The sequence below is a fragment of the Sulfuriroseicoccus oceanibius genome, from assembly GCF_010681825.2.
In the GTDB taxonomy this organism is placed as follows: domain Bacteria; phylum Verrucomicrobiota; class Verrucomicrobiia; order Verrucomicrobiales; family SLCJ01; genus Sulfuriroseicoccus; species Sulfuriroseicoccus oceanibius.
In genome coordinates, this window is the sequence record NZ_CP066776.1 from 3,133,208 (window position 1) to 3,148,611 (window position 15,404).

Annotated in this window: 12 protein-coding genes and 1 pseudogene; 6 read left to right on the forward strand and 7 right to left on the reverse strand. The window is 57.8% G+C overall.

The window, feature by feature from the left end; all coding sequences use genetic code 11:
• Positions 1–95: 95 nt before the first annotated feature.
• The 5 genes from G3M56_RS12665 to G3M56_RS12685 all read left to right on the forward strand — a co-directional run bounded on the left by G3M56_RS12665 (position 96) and on the right by G3M56_RS12685 (position 5,343).
• Positions 96–998, forward strand: coding sequence for a polyprenyl synthetase family protein (locus G3M56_RS12665; protein WP_164365128.1), 903 nt, complete (start codon positions 96–98; stop codon positions 996–998).
• 39 nt (positions 999–1,037) lie between these two features.
• A complete protein-coding gene (locus G3M56_RS12670) occupies positions 1,038–2,066 on the forward strand; it encodes a hypothetical protein (RefSeq protein ID WP_164365129.1) in 1,029 nt (342 codons plus the stop codon).
• Between the two features lie 103 nt (positions 2,067–2,169).
• Complete coding sequence (gene fucU / locus G3M56_RS12675) at positions 2,170–2,595, forward strand: L-fucose mutarotase (RefSeq protein ID WP_164365130.1); 426 nt, start codon at positions 2,170–2,172, stop codon at positions 2,593–2,595.
• A gap of 23 nt (positions 2,596–2,618) precedes the next feature.
• The gene (locus tag G3M56_RS12680; protein WP_164365131.1) at positions 2,619–4,196 is read left to right on the forward strand and encodes an MFS transporter; all 1,578 of its coding nucleotides are present in this window, start codon (positions 2,619–2,621) and stop codon (positions 4,194–4,196) included.
• A gap of 154 nt (positions 4,197–4,350) precedes the next feature.
• Complete coding sequence (locus tag G3M56_RS12685; RefSeq protein WP_164365132.1) at positions 4,351–5,343, forward strand: DUF1214 domain-containing protein; 993 nt, start codon at positions 4,351–4,353, stop codon at positions 5,341–5,343.
• A 727-nt stretch (positions 5,344–6,070) separates the two neighbouring features.
• Here G3M56_RS12685 and G3M56_RS12690 read toward each other — a convergent pair.
• Genes G3M56_RS12690 through G3M56_RS12700 form a run of 3 tightly spaced genes read right to left on the reverse strand, consistent with a single transcriptional unit; the run spans position 6,071 to position 9,090 of the window.
• Entirely contained in the window at positions 6,071–7,000 is a 930-nt protein-coding gene (locus G3M56_RS12690; protein ID WP_164365133.1) for an NAD-dependent epimerase/dehydratase family protein, read from the reverse strand.
• Between the two features lie 20 nt (positions 7,001–7,020).
• Positions 7,021–8,124 carry a phosphotransferase enzyme family protein gene (locus G3M56_RS12695; RefSeq protein WP_164365134.1) on the reverse strand — a complete coding sequence of 368 codons (1,104 nt, stop codon included), beginning with the start codon at positions 8,122–8,124 and terminating at the stop codon, positions 7,021–7,023.
• A gap of 42 nt (positions 8,125–8,166) precedes the next feature.
• Positions 8,167–9,090, reverse strand: a complete 924-nt coding sequence (locus G3M56_RS12700) for a nucleotidyltransferase family protein (RefSeq protein ID WP_235203448.1) — start codon at positions 9,088–9,090, stop codon at positions 8,167–8,169.
• A 222-nt stretch (positions 9,091–9,312) separates the two neighbouring features.
• Between G3M56_RS12700 and G3M56_RS14290 the strand changes: the two are divergent.
• Positions 9,313–10,725: pseudogene (locus G3M56_RS14290) on the forward strand (sodium:solute symporter family protein); the annotation flags it as partial.
• Positions 10,726–12,187: 1,462 nt separating this feature from the next.
• Here the strand turns inward: G3M56_RS14290 and G3M56_RS12710 are convergent.
• The 4 genes from G3M56_RS12710 to G3M56_RS12725 all read right to left on the reverse strand — a co-directional run bounded on the left by G3M56_RS12710 (position 12,188) and on the right by G3M56_RS12725 (position 15,335).
• A complete protein-coding gene (locus G3M56_RS12710) occupies positions 12,188–13,369 on the reverse strand; it encodes a sialidase family protein (protein ID WP_164365136.1) in 1,182 nt (393 codons plus the stop codon).
• Between the two features lie 83 nt (positions 13,370–13,452).
• Entirely contained in the window at positions 13,453–13,848 is a 396-nt protein-coding gene (locus G3M56_RS12715) for a type II toxin-antitoxin system VapC family toxin (RefSeq protein ID WP_164365137.1), read from the reverse strand.
• A complete protein-coding gene (locus G3M56_RS12720) occupies positions 13,848–14,090 on the reverse strand; it encodes a type II toxin-antitoxin system VapB family antitoxin (RefSeq protein ID WP_164365138.1) in 243 nt (80 codons plus the stop codon). Before G3M56_RS12720 ends, G3M56_RS12715 begins: the two co-directional genes overlap by 1 nt.
• A 117-nt stretch (positions 14,091–14,207) precedes the next feature.
• On the reverse strand, positions 14,208–15,335 hold the full coding sequence (locus G3M56_RS12725; protein WP_164365139.1) for a TlpA disulfide reductase family protein: 1,128 nt from the start codon (positions 15,333–15,335) through the stop codon (positions 14,208–14,210).
• Between the last annotated feature and the right edge of the window lie 69 nt (positions 15,336–15,404).

Below are 15,404 nucleotides of genomic sequence, written 5' to 3' on the forward strand. Positions count from 1 at the left end.
TAGCCGATATTCACCGTTGAGCATTCGCCGGTGGAACGCTAAGCTCCCACGACTTTCACCGCCGACCAGCGGACTAACGGATCAAACACTCCAGCATGAGCGCATCAGCATTTAACCTCAAAGACTACCTGGCATCCCACACCCGCAAAGTGGAGCAGGCCTTGAACAAGAACCTCCCAACCAAGCGCACGTCACCGGCGGTTTTGCACGAAGCGATGCGCCACTCCATGTTTGCCGGCGGCAAGCGCCTGCGCCCGATCCTGGCATTGGCTGCGGCCGAGGCTTGCGGCGGCAAGATCGAAGATGCCCTGCTTCCAGCCTGTGCCGTCGAGTGCATCCACACCTACTCGCTAATCCACGACGACCTGCCATGCATGGACGACGACGACATGCGCCGCGGCGTGCCGACCTGCCACGTGGTCTATGGCGAAGCGAACGCATTGCTCGCAGGCGACGCACTGGCGGCGCTCGCCTTTGAACTCATCGCCCAGCATCCGGGCACGGAAAACTACAGCACCGCCGCCATGGTGAGCGAACTTGCCCACACCTCGGGCAGCCGCTGGCTGATCGGCGGCCAGGTGCTCGATCTGGAATGCGAAGGTGATCCATCCAAGGTCAATGCCGCCCGTCTCAAGCAGATCCACTTGGCCAAGACGTCCGCACTTCTCACCACGTCGCTGCGCCTCGGCGCTATGGCAGCCAACGCATCGACGCGCGAGCTCGAAGCTCTCACTGAGTTCGGTCAGGCCACCGGGCTCGCATTCCAGATCATCGACGACATCCTCGACGCCACCCAGTCGTCGGAAAAACTCGGCAAAACCGCAGGCAAAGACGCGGCTACCGGCAAGGCCACCTACCCAGCCATCCACGGTATGGAGAAATCCAAGAAGGAAGCCGCCCGCCTGACCCGCAAGGCACTCGACGCTCTGATCGTCTTTAAAGAAAAAGGCACCGCGCTCGACCACATCGGACGCTATCTCTTGGACCGCGATTATTAATCGCCGTACGCCAAGCTTCACCAAAACCTCCTCCCCCTCATGCGCATTCCATCGATTCTCGTCGGCTTCGCCGCTCTCACCCATCTGACAGTCGGAGCAGAAGAGCCTGCGGCTCCGGCCGAAGCCCACGTCATCGAGGTGGCACGCCCATATGTCGAAGGCGATGCCTTTTACGAGGACACCACCCTGCGCATCAACCAACATGCGATAGAGGCCACTGAGGCGGGAGAATCCACGACCACCACAAATGCCGCCCACATCCGGTTCATCGGCGACCAACTGGTCACCAAGGTCACCCCGGGCGGCATTCCTTCCTCGCTGCTGATTCGCATCGAACGTCTCGAAGTGAGCTCGTTCGATAATGGAAAAAAAGCGGAGCAACCCGACACCCTGCTCGAAAAGGGCAGCTGGGTCATTGCGGAATCGGTAGGCGGCGAAGTCGCATTCACCAACACCGACGGCACGAAGTTCGAAAACGCGCAAGCCACCAACATCCTCGACGAGCTCATCGGCCTCCGCGATGAAGACCCGGCTCTGCCTCTCACCACAACGCTGGCTCTGGGCCCGGAGCACCCGCGCCGCCCGGGCGAAAGTTGGAAACTCGATCCCGCTGCCAATGCGAAGGCCATGAGCAGCCGCAAATATCCACTGACTCCGGACGATATCGCCGGCTACGCGACTTACATGGGTAAAGTCGAATCCCACGGCCGCCCATGCGACCGCTTGAGCTACACCTACTCAATCGACACCACCCGCCATCAAAACATGAAGATGGAGCGCTTCGACCGCGTCAGCTACCACCGGATCATCACGCTCGATCTTCCCGAAGACCCAAATCTCAAGGAAAACCACTTCACCATGAGCCGCTGGGTCCGCTACGACCAGTCGAACCCAGCCCCGGAGAGTCCAACCGCACCGGCCACGAGTTCGCTGGTTTACGAAATGCTCTATCAAACCGACGTCCTGGAGATCGAAGGAGAGCAACTCGAAATTCTGCGCGCAAAACACGCCGAACTCCAGGCCAAGGAGGCTGCCGAAGCCCCAGCCCAAGCCAAGGAACCCACCTAGGCCGCCCGCTCCCACACACCAAATCAACCTGCCGAAGAAATAACTTTCATACAGGTTGTAGATTTTCCTCGATTTCCGCCGCGTGATTCCCAATCATGCGCCGATGCTCAAAGGAATCTCACCGCTCTTCTCGCCCGAACTACTGGCCACCATCTACCGCATGGGGCACGGCGAAGAGCTCGTCCTGGCAGACGCCCACTTTCCGGCGCACCAGTTTAACGGCCGCGTGATCCGCGCCGACGGATTGCAGATTCCTGATCTTCTGGAGGCAATTTTGCCCTTGTTTGAGATCGACAGCTACGCCGACGACCCCGTCGTCACCATGGACGCCGTGCCCGGCGATTCGCTGAACCCAGCGGTGGAAGCCTCCTATCTGGACGCACTCTCCCGCCACAGCAACGCCACCATCACCCGTATGGAACGGTTCGCGTTCTACGAACGCGTGCGCAATGCGCATGCCGTCATCGCCACCGGCGACACCCAGAAGTACGCCAATATCATTCTGAAAAAAGGCGTCACCCCGGTCTAACCGACCAAAACACCCCCACCCCCATGTCCAACCAAAACACCCAACCCGCTCCACCCAAGGAATACAAGTTCCAAGGGGAGGCCACCGCCTCGGTCTGTAGCAATCACAAGATTCCCGTGGTCCCGAAGAAATACCTCCTCCCCTTCATCCTCGTCACGTCGCTCTTTGCCCTGTGGGGATTTGCCAATGACATCACCAACCCGTTGGTCGCAGTCTTCAAGGACGTCTTTGTGATCAACAACGCCCAGAGCAGCTGGGTGCAGATGGCATTCTACGGCGGCTACGCCACGATGGCGCTTCCCGCCGCATTGTTCATCCGAAGATATTCCTATAAAGCCGGGATCATGGTGGGTCTTGCCTTGTACGCGATTGGCGCGCTGCTGTCGATCCCAGCCGCTGCCGGAGCGAACTTCAACCTATTCATTGTCGGCCTCTACGTACTGACCTTTGGCTTGGCGTTCCTGGAAACCACCGCCAACCCGTACATCCTGTCGATGGGCGATCCGTCCACCGCCACCCGCCGCCTCAACCTGGCGCAAGCCTTCAACCCGATCGGCTCGCTCGCGGGCATGACGGTCGCCGTGACCGTCATCCTCTCCACCATCCAGGTCGAGGACTTCAAGAACGACGTGAATGGCTACTACGCCGAAGCCCATCCGACCACAACTGAGCAAAAAACGCAGGATCTCTACATCCTACCGTTCCTCAGAGCTGAACCACGCGAACGCACGAACGATCCGGTCGTCAAAGAATATGTCGCCACCCTCGACGCAGGCGTTGAGGATGTCGCGGGGAATGCCCTCACCGATTACAAGGAGGGAACCGTCGCCACCTTCAACAACCTCACCCATACCGAGCTTCAGCAGCACGACCTCAAGATCGTCGCACTGCCGTACACCATCCTCGGCTGCGTGGTGATTGGCATGCTGGTGGTCTTCTTTGTCGCGAAGATGCCCAACACCTGCCCGCCGACCGGCGATCACTCGCTTCATTTCAATGACACGGTCAAGCGACTGTTTGCCAACCCTCGCTACGTTGGCGGGGTCATCGCCCAAACCTTCTACGTCGGTGCACAGATCATGTGCTGGACGTTCATCATCCAATACGCGGAAACCGAACTGGGGATCGACAAAGCCACCGCGCAAAAACACAACATCGCTGCGATGGTGGTCTTCCTCTGCTCGCGCTTCATCTGCACGTTCTTCCTCAAGTATGTGTCGCCGGGCAGATTGCTCATGGTGCTGGCGATCGCCGCCATTGGCTGCACGCTTGGAGCCATCCACCTTGAGGGAATGGCAGGGCTCTACTCGCTGATGGCGATTTCCGCCTGCATGTCGCTCATGTTCCCAACCATCTACGGCATCGCGCTGGAGGGGCTCGGCTCCGACGCCAAACTCGGCTCTGCCGGTCTCATCTTCGCCATCGTCGGCGGCGCACTAATGCCGCGGATCCAAGGCGGCATCATGGATATGGACAGCTTCATGGGAACCACCGCCACCCGCGGATCGTTCTATCTCCCGCTTCTGAGCTTCGTCGTCATCGCCATCTTCGGCCTCTACTGCCGCAAGCCACGCACCAAGCCTCACGGCCACCCCGCGTAGTCCATTCAAAAGAACACACCATGCGCCCCGCCAGCCTCCCGCTGCCGGGGCGCTTTTTTTTTGTTTTTACCCACCGCTGGCAGAAGCCCCTCTTTCCAAATAAGAGCGGCAATCCGAAAACATCCCATGAACCAATCGAACCGTATCGAGAAGCATGAAGACGATTCTCGCTATTCTCTCAACCATTGCGATCACGGTCGCTGCGGAGGACGTAACTCCGGAAACTTACATACGCGCCGAGACCGATTTTGCCTTTGCTGACTTCCAAAAGAACGCAGAAGGCAAGATCAACACGTTCTTCTACATCACAACGCCCACTCCCCTGGATAAACAATCGGTAGTGCGGATGAATCGCGACACGCTCTACGCGGGCTCTGTGGTGGACACCGAGGGTGGTGCCACTGTCACGATTCCGGAGTTTCCCGATGATCGGTATTTTTCGGTTCTCGTCATCGACAACGACCACTACTGCCCCGTGGTATTTTACGAACCGGGCACCCACAAAATACCGGGAGATACCAAGTATGTGACTCTCATTCAACGGATTCAACTCATGGATCCTGCCGACCCAGAGGATGTTGCTTCGGTTAACGAGCTCCAAAAGAAGATCACCATCCATGCCTCTAGCGCCGACATCTTTCCCGAACCAACATGGAACAAGGACTCGATGCTGAAGTTGAGGGAGGAGTACGAAAAGGAGTTCCAGAAGTTCGCTCAGTATGAACCTGACTGGATGGGGCCACGCGGGAAGGTCAATGAGAAGACCCGTCACTTGGCAGTAGCCGGCGCATGGGGACTGTTTCCCGAGAAAGATGCCGTCTACATCAACTACAAGGGACCATCAGACTCAACCAAGGGCTACATGGCGACTTATAAGGTTCCTCAGAATGACGCGTTCTGGTCGATCACAGTTTACGGCAACGATGGCTTCATGAAGTCGGACAACAACATCGTGAACGACCGAAATGTAACGTTGAACGACGACGGAACCTTTACAGTCTACTTCGGCTCTAAGGAGAAGTTTGGCGACAAACCAAATCGAGTCGATATCACCGAAGGCTGGAACTTTCTGATGAGAATTTATCGTCCTGGCGACTCAGTCCTCAAGAGAGAATACGATCTTCCTGATGTGGAACTCCTTGAGTAACGACAACCAAAGCTGCAGTTCCTCGGCGCCGATCCCCGCCACACCACCAGTAAGATCCGTGTGCGCAAAACCCTAGCCAACGGCAACCGCATCGACACCAATGACTCGCCTTATGTGAAAACCAACGAGCACACGCGGGACATTGATGTGGTGTGGCAGGACGAGCCCAGCACCATCCAAACTCCAGCATCCCTCCAGGATGCGGATCTCAATCACCTACCTATACCGGGGATGAATCCCCGGGCTTAGCCCCATGCTCCGTACAGGAGCCGTGCGGTGGAGCTGCATCCGCCCGGCGGGTTCTCGGACGCTGTCGATTCCGTTTCCAACATCAGATCAGCTAACTTCCACCATCGCCGGTGGAAACTGCATCGCACAGACGGCCTGAATGCCGTCCCTCCAGCGCTTCACGTGCATGATACTCCGTCGCTGGTAGATCGACATTCACGGCTGCACGGCGCAGCTGCTCGCCAACACTCCCCCGCGTCGGCAGGAACACGAGTTGCGATGGAGCGACCACACTCCGTGGTCGTGGTTAGCTCACGTTCTACTCAATCAGCCACGCCCTCAGAAGAACAATCCCCGTCATCCTGAAATCTGTGGAAAAAAATCGCGCTCACCAGCGCCGAAGTTCCATCCAAGGTCTGACTCTCCACACAAAAAATCCGCCGCAGCAGGACGTGGATCCCACTGCGGCGGATGATGAACTTGCGCTCAGGAGCTGGCGTTACTTGCCTTCCTCCGCTTTGCCGCGGAAGAACTCAAGTGTGTCGCGGATGCCCTGTTCGAAGCTGCTGGCGTGCTTGAAGCCCGCACCGAGCAACTTGTCGACCGAGGCACGCGAGTGCTTCACGTCGCCGGCACGCTCTGGCAGGTGCTGGATCTCGGACGACGATCCCGCCGCGTCGATGATCTCTTGCGCCAACTGATTGACGGTGATGCTGCCGCCGTAGCCCACGTTGAACACACCAGGAAGATCCGGTGTGGTCGCTGCGAACACGAGCGCCGCCACGATGTCCTTCACGTAGATGAAGTCACGGGTCTGCTCGCCGTCACCGAAGATGGTGATTGGCTCGTTGGCGAATGCCTTGTGCATGAAGATCGGCACAGCAGCCGCGTAGGCGCTGCCCGGATCCTGACGAGGACCGAACACATTGAAGAAACGCAACGCGGTGGCGTCGAGCTTGCCTTCGGCGCGGTACATATCGAGGTAGTACTCGCCGTCGAGCTTGGTGATCGCGTACGGGCTCTTCGGCTCAGGCAACATGGTCTCAACCTTAGGAACGGTTGGGTTGTCGCCGTAGTTGGCCGCCGAGCTGGCGAGCACGATCTTCTTCACGCCGGCAGCTGCGGCTTCGTCGAGCACGTTGAGCAGGCCGAGCACGTTGAGCTCCACGCATTCGTGTGGCTTGCTCATGCTCTCAGGCACCGAAATCATGGCAGCGAGGTGGAAGATGTAGTCCACACCCTGCACCGCTTTGCGCACGGCTTCGCGGTCGGTGATCGATCCTTCGATGAACTCGCAGTCAAACCCGTCGAGGTTGGACTTGTAGCCGGAGCGGAGGTTGTCGAGCACGACAACGTCTGCTTTGCCCTGGAAGTGTTCGACAACGTGGCTACCGATGAATCCGGCACCACCTGTAACAAGAACTTTCATATCAATTCAGTGGTTAACGGTTACTTGCACTGGGTGTCGACGAATGCCTGCCATTCTTCTGCCTGGTCTTCGATCGACTCAACGAGGCGGAACTGGGTGCGGCAGCGGTCGATGTTGTGGTTCTCGCGCTTGATCTTGAAGTAGACGTCGCCCTGCAGGTAGTCGGTGAGGAAGCGGATACCGCACTCGAACGAGAGCAGTTTGCCGGAGTGCACGAGGTGTGCCTTCTCCACGTCGTTGAGGAAGTCGCCAGCCGAGCTGAGGTAGCCGGAAACGAGAGTCTCGAACATGTCGCGGCGAGCAAACACCTTGGACAAGTCCATTTCGTCTTCTGCAGCCGAGTTGCACGCGGTGCGCACCATGTCGCCGAAGTCGTACAACGCGAGACCAGGCATGGTGGTGTCGAGGTCGATCACGCACACGCCTTCACCGGTCTTGTCGTCGAGCATGACGTTGTTGAGCTTGGTGTCGTTGTGGGTCACGCGCTCAGGGATCTTGCCCTCGGCCTGGAGGTCGAGCAGGACGTCGACCATGGCTTCGCGGGAAAGAGCAAACTCGATCTCAGCCTGAACCTTCTCGGCACGGCCGTGGGTGTCGGCTTCAATCGCAGCCTTCAGGGTGTTGAAGCGCTCGCGGGTGTGGTGGAAGTTCGGGATGGTCTCGTGAAGGCGCTCACCCGGAAGGTCCTTGAGCAACTTCTGGAACTCACCAAATGCCTTGGCGGCTTCGAATGCCCATTCGGTCTTCTCGATGATGTCGTAGGTCTGTGCCTTCTCGATGAAGAGATATGCGCGCCAGAACCCACCTTCGTCGTCGATCACGTATGGCTTGCCGTCCTTGGCCATGATCACGGTCAGCGCCTTGCGGGTTGCTTCCGGATCACCGGCTTCCGCCAGCATCTTCTGAGCGTGCTCGGTCACACGCTGCACGTTTTCCATCAATTCAACCGGCTTCTTGAAAGCCACAGGGCTCAGACGCTGGAGGATGTAACGCACAGGAGCGCCAGCCTGGTCGAACTCAGCGCAGAAGGTGTCGTTGATGTGCCCGCTTCCGTATGGAGCAGCCTTCACGAAATCACCGTAGATGGCGAACTTCGAAGCGATTGGTTTGATATCAATGCTCATGATTTATGAAATGGTTGAGAAAATCATCAATGCCTCCGGAGCTTAGGCCCAGAGGTTCTCTGGGTAAGCACCCGATGCAATCAAGTCTTGGATCGACTTCTGCACGTGTGGCTTGTCTTCCTGGTAGGTCACGCCGAACCAGGTGCTGTCGGTGGCAAGCACGTCGACGGTCGCGCGCTTTTCGTTGATCAGTTCGTCCACGATGAGCGGCACGTAGCACTCGCTCTTCATTTCTCCGCCCTTTTCCTGGAGGAAGGCCACGAACTTCTCTTCGATCTCCTGGATGAACGCAGGTGTGAAGCCCCACATGTTCATCGAAACGAGCTCGTCGCCGGTGAGTTTCACTGGGTTTGCTTCGTCTTCTTGGTTCTCTGCACCGTCGTCGGTTTTGACGATCTTGGTCATTTCCTGAACCTTGGCCAACTTGCCGTCAGCACCTGCTTCGCAGACGCCGCGTGCCACGCTGCCGAAATCGGAGAGTGTCTTCTTCAGCTCGAAGCCCACCATGCAGTACTCGGACACATCAGCCGAGGTCGATGCCGTGCGCAGGAAGTCACCGAGCTTCTGGTAAGCGTCCGCACCGTAGAAGTCGTCTGCGTTGATCATACCGAATGGCTCGGAGATCACGTCACGGGCCGCACGCACTGCGTGAGCGGTGCCCCATGGCTTCTCGCGGCCTTCTGGAACGGAGAAACCTTCAGGAAGGTCACCCAACTCCTGAAATGCGTACTCCACGGTGATGCGGTCGTCGAACTTCGATCCCACCTGCTCACGGAACACGTCCTCAAAGTCACGACGGATCACGAAGACCACCTTGCCAAAGCCGGCACGGATGGCGTCGTAAACCGAGTAGTCGAGCACGGTCTCACCGTTAGGGCCCATGGCGTCGAGTTGCTTGAGGCCACCGTATCGGCTGCCCATTCCAGCTGCGAGAATCAGAAGAGTCGGTTTGTCGTTTGCGGTCATAGCACCCCACTAATAGACGCCCATCCGCACCACGCAATCGAAGAAACCGGCACGCCAGCCGATTCAAGACAATTTCCCAAGTCATAACTGCGTATGCGCCCAACTATCAGGCTTTCGCGCTGGACACCCTAATCTTCCTCCGCTAGATGCTAGGCTTCCACCGTGATATCGAAGGCGTGAGTCCTCCTGACACACCGCTACCGGCATCCCCCAAATACAAAAATGACAACGATAGCATCAATCCTCCAATCCATCGACTGGACGATCATTGCCGTGTTCTTCGCCATCGTGCTCGGAATCGGCTGGGTCGCGTCGAAAACAGCAGGAAAAAGTTCATCCGAGTTCTTCCTTGGCGGCCGCGGCATGCCATGGTGGCTCCTCGGTATCTCCATGGTCGCATGTACCTTCTCATGCGATACCCCAAACCTCGTGACCCAGTTCGTCCGTGACGACGGCGTGGTCAAGAACTGGGCATGGTGGGCATTCCTCATCACCGGTATGGTGACCGTGTTCATCTACGCCCAGCTGTGGCGCAGATCGAACGTGATGACCGACCTCGAGTTCTACGAACTCCGCTACAGCGGCAAAGGCGCCAGTTTCCTCCGCGGATTCCGCGCCATCTACCTCGGCATCTTCTTCAACTGCCTGATCATGGGATCCGTCTCGTTGGCAGCGATCAAGATCGGTGGCGTCATGCTCGGCACTGGCCCATTCGTCACCATCGTCGGCGCTTCGGTGTTCGTGGTGATCTACGCCTCGCTCGGTGGAATCAAAGGCGTTATCTGGTCGGACTTCTTCCAGTATGGCATCGCCATGGTGGGTGCGGTCTACGCGGCCTACGTTGCGGTGAACTACGCTGACACCGAAGTGGCTGTGGGCGGACTCGCAGGTCTCCTCGACCACGAAGCCGTGATTCCAAAGCTCGACATCATGCCGGACTTCAGCAACTGGATGTCGTTCATCCCACTGCTGGTCATCCCTGTTGCAGTGCAATGGTGGGCGGTTTGGTACCCAGGTGCAGAGCCAGGTGGTGGTGGTTACATCGCCCAGAAGATGCTTTCGGCTAAGGACGAGAAGAACGCGATCGGAGCAACCATGCTCTTCAACTTCATGCACTATGCCGTGCGCCCATGGCCATGGATCATCGTGGCCCTCGCGTCCCTGATCATCTTCCCTCAGCTCTCGGACATTAAGGCTCAATTCCCTGACATTGACCCTCAGTACCTCAAGTCCGACATCGCTTACCCTGCGATGCTCGCCAAGATCCTTGGCCCAGGTTGGCTTGGAATCGTGGTGGCATCCCTGATCGCCGCTTACATGTCGACCATCGGCACCCACCTCAACTGGGGCTCGTCCTATGTGGTCAACGACTTCTACAAGCGTTTCGTCAAGAAGGACGCAACCGAGAAGGACATGGTCCGCATGGGCCGCGTCTGCACTGTCGGCCTCATGGTCTTCGCAGGCACCCTCTCGCTGACCGTTCTCGACTCGGCTCAGCAAGGCTTCGAGTTCCTCTTCCTCTCGGGAGCGGGCACCGGTGCCATCTACCTGCTGCGTTGGTTCTGGTGGCGTATCAACGCGACCACCGAGATCGTCGCAATGATCGTTGCATCCGGCATGGCCATCTGGCTCGTGTTCGGCCCTGGTGACGAAGGCGCACTGCGCTGGTTCATCTCCAACGACAGCGTGTCCGAGAAGGTTCAGGCCGTCGAAGACCCAGCGCTGAACAAGTTCATCGAGGTTGCCAAAGCCGAAGGTGAGAAAGTCACCACCAAGCTTGGTGAGGAGACCAACGCAGCTCAGGAAGCATGGAACTCGGCCGAAGAAGCCGATCGCCCAGCTGCTCACGAGCTCTACGCGACCCTTTACCAGCGTAAGACGGACGTCTCCGACGCCCTCTCCGTTGCCGCTCTTACCCAGGCATACGTGAAGCTGAAGGCTCCTGAAGCAATCATCGAAGTGGAGCCTGCTCCAAAGGATGAGGACGCCAAGGAACCAACCGCTGAAGCAATCGCTGCCAAGGAAGTTACTGAAGCTGTCATCGCTGACATCATGGCGAAAGCTGCCGGAGCTCCAGAAGTTGCTGCTGTCACCAGCGCTCCTGCTTGGGCATCCCAGCTCGAAGAGTTCAAGATGGAGCACCGCAAGGACCTCCTCGTGACCATCAACGAGCCACTTGAAGCCAAAGGAAAGCCTGCCAAGGGCCTCTATGCTGCTACCATCCCATTCGGTGGCATCATCAAGGACAACGTGGTCTACATCCACCACCCTGAGGTATCCGGCCTGGTCTTCTCCGTGAAGCTCATGCTCATGATCGCCGTGGTCACCGTTGCATGGATCGTCGGCACCCTCGCTACCAAGCCGGTATCGAAGGAAGTGCTCTACAACTTCTACCGCCAGTGCCACCCAGGTGGTCCAGGTTGGGCGAAGGTCCTCCGCGACGCCAAGGCTGAAGGTGTTGACCTTCACGGCAAGGACGGAATCGATTGGCAGATGCCACTCAAACTCCTCTGCGTCTTCATTGGTTGCGCAGTGATCTACGGAGCTCTCTTCAGTATCGGTAGCTTTGTCTACGGCAACCTGGCATGGGGCTTCGGTCTCGGTGCGGTTTCCGTGGTGGGCATCGTCTTCCTGATGATCGCCTTCACCAAGATCAAGACCGACTAACCCTTGATCCAATTCTTCAGCGGCCGCTGGTTCCTCACGAACCGGCGGCCGTTTTTTTTTGTGCCCGATCCTTCCGATCCTTCCGATCCTTCCGATCCGTCCGATCCGTCCGATCCGTCCAATCCGTCCAATCCGTCCAATCCGTCCAATCCGTCCAATCCGTCCAATCCGTCCAATCCGTCCGAACCGTCCGAACCGTCCGAACCGTCCGAACCGTCCGAACCGTTCGATCCGCCTTCCGCCTTCCGCCTTCCGCCTTCCGCATATCCCAACGCCGGAGGCGCGGACCAACACAGCCCACGGCACCGCCGTGGGGAGCACCGCCCTACCCCATGAGCCCCAACGGGGCGGCACAATCACCCGAGCAAAAAAAAACAAGCCCCGCCCGGTAAAAACCGAACGGGGCTCGAATCACCTAACTAAAACTCACCTACCCCTCGATCCACTCCAATGGGATCCGGACAAACTGCAAAGTCCACGGCTCCTTGGGGCTCTGGAACGGCTCGAAAATCATCCCAATGCTGCCGTCCTTCATCTTCGTCAGCTGACTATATCCAAACCAGCCCGGCACCACCTGCTTGGAAACCGGCCAGGTCTTGCCGTTGTCGTAGCTCAACTTAAGATGACCATTGGCACGCTTCTTGTTGTGGAAGTTGTGACTGAAGAAAAGTCGGCTCTTGCCCTCGTCGGCGTACGAGTACTTCAACAGCCCGCAGTTACAGTTCCGGCCCTTCAACGCCTGATCATAGACAAAAGGCGACCACGTTTGCCCGCCATCGCGACTGACCGACACCGCACGCAGTGGCGTCCGGCCCGGGCGTGCGTTCATCATCACACTTCCGTCATCGAGCTCGGCGATCAGTGCCTCATTGCAATGATTCGTCCCCTCGATCGGCACGATCCGGCTGCGCTTCCACGTGCGGCAATTGTCGTCGCTGTAGAGTACCCCATTGTAGATCTCACGCTTCGATTCGGTGATCCGCTTTACCAGAAAGAGCGGCACCACGATGCGCCCTTTATAGCGACCGCGGGTGAGCTGGATCGCATTGGCAGGGCTCCCTGCAGTGATCAAATTCCTGATATCCGAACTATCGGCCCGTGCCACTCGCGTCAAGTCGAGCGGTTTCGACCACGTCTTGCCGTCGTCGTCGCTACTGCGTACTAGGAATCGTTGTGTCAGCCCCTGCTCGTACCCGGTCGACATCATCTTGATGTCATGTTCCTTGCGGCCGTGGTAGCCGTGCGGAAACGTCTCGTAGAAGACCAAAATCCGGCCACTCTCGAGCACCAGCGGCGATGGGTTCACCATCACCAAATCCTTGTCCTCATCGACCACGATCACGTCGCTCCAGGTCTCGCCATTGTCTTCGCTGCGCTTGAGCACAATGTCATTGCGCGCGTGGTCGTGCGTGCGCACCCGCCCTTCGGCGAATACGAGCAGCGTGCCCTTTTGACTGGTCACAATTGCCGGGATCCGAAAATGCGGGTGACCATCTTTCTTCGGCGTGAAAACCTCCACCGCTTTCAATCCCTCGGCGACTTTCACTTCCGCGTGAGCAGCCGGTGCACACAGCGCAATCGCGGCTAATCCAATGTTCAGGAGTTTCATCATGGGCAAACCATGGGGAGACTGAGCGCCCCACGCAAACCTATCCTACCGGACGGTATAACCAACCAGATTTACACCTCCAAGCACTAGTCCATCGGCAATACCACCAGCCCGGGGATATGATCAAAATGGCGGTCATTGGTGACTATCGCAGCTTCAGCACGCAACGCGCATGTGGCGATACAAAGATCGGTCAACGGCAAGACCCTTCCCTCCCGATCAAGCCTCCAAGCCAACTGCCACGTTTCATCCCACGCCGACAACGGCATATCGACAAAACACATGATGTTAAAAAAGGCCGCCAGTTTGTCGCGCACCACCGGCGAACGCACACCGCGCAACACCTCGGACTTCACCACCCCGCAGGTCACCAAATCCGTCGTATCAAAACGACGCAGCAACGTCTGCGCCGGATCTTTTCCAGCCCGCAGCAGATCGATGAACACGTTGGCGTCCACCAGTACGGAATCCAATGTGTTCATCACTTCTCCCCCTTGGTTGGCACCTCAGCAACCCGCATCGCCTTCAGGTCATAGTCAGGGTAAACCGCAGACTTCAATTCATCCTCGCTCAAGCCCAGCCCCTCCTTCATGAAGGCACGCAACTTTTTGCGGCGGTTCAATTCCCTCAGAGCGAAGTCGACGGCATCGGTCTTGGTTTCGAATCCGTACATCTCCATCACCTCTTCCAACAACGCCTCATCGATATGCATCGTCATCTTCATGCCATACACGATATGGCAACCATACAAGATATGGCAAGCCATTAAGCGCCACACAAAAAAAGCCGACGCCCCCGGATCGCTCCGGAGCCGTCGGCAAAATGCAGACAAGCCCAGTGATTAGCGCTGGTTCACCGTGCGCACCGGAGGGAATTCACCAGCCTCGATCTTCTCCTGCAGCTTCGTAACCGTTCCAGAGTAACCTCGCGCCCCCTGATCATCTGAAGCGGAAATCTCCTCAGCCATGCCATCAACCAATTCCTTGGCAGCATCCTTTTCCCCAAGGATCCACAAATAACGTGCACGCGCCAACACAGGACCGACCCGCTGGTCTCCGCCCTTGAGCCCGGCAATCCGCTCTTCGCTGAAGGTCTTGAGCGCCTCCTTTGCAAAAGCCTCCGCCCCCTCACCATCCGGCGTGATGAACGCACTCTGCACCAGCATCAGATCAAGATCCGCCTCTTTGATGTCCTGGCTCACTACAGCAAGCAGATCCTTCCAGTCGCCCATGTTCGCATTGGCAATGACCAACCAGCGGCGCTGCGTGGTCGGATCGTCCGCCAACTCCTTGCGAGCGTATGCTTCGAGCTCGTTCCACTGCCCATTTTGTGCCATTGGATAGACTTTGCTATTCACCTCGGCCTCGCGCGCCTTCTTGTCAGCGAGACGAGCAGCGAATGCTTTCTCATCGAAGTCACCTGAGAGCAGGTTCTCGATCAAGGCATCGTCGACGTCCGCAGGATGTGACATCAGCACCAGTGTCCCGTTCTTGACGAGGAAGGTATGGGGAATCCCTTTTACCCCGGCGGCCTTGAGCCATTGCTTGGAGAACTCGGACTTACGCCCACCGGAGAACGCCACGCGGTAGCTCATGCCATCGCCACGGTTCTCCACAAACTTTTCAACTTTCGCCAGATCATCTTCGAGCGAGCTCATGCCAATCACGACCAGCCCTTTGTCACCGTACTTCTGGTGCAACTCATTGACGTGGGGAATCGCAACGATGCACGGTCCGCACCACGTTGCCCAGCATTCCAGCATATAGACCTTGCCCTCTTCGTCGAGCGTCTTCACCGGCTCGCCCTTGACCCACTTCACGCCCTCGAGATCGAGACTCGGAACAGGGGAACCAAGTGTCAGCTTGGAGTCGGACTTGGCCTCTTGCGCAAGCCCGGTGGATGAAAGCGAAACCGCCATCGCCAGGAGTAGCGACGAACGTTTGATCAATGCAGGGGAAATCATAAACATTTGGGGAGAACGAGTTCTGTAGATTCTAGATTATGGGTAACCTGCCCGCAGCTGCGGGAGCTCCATCAT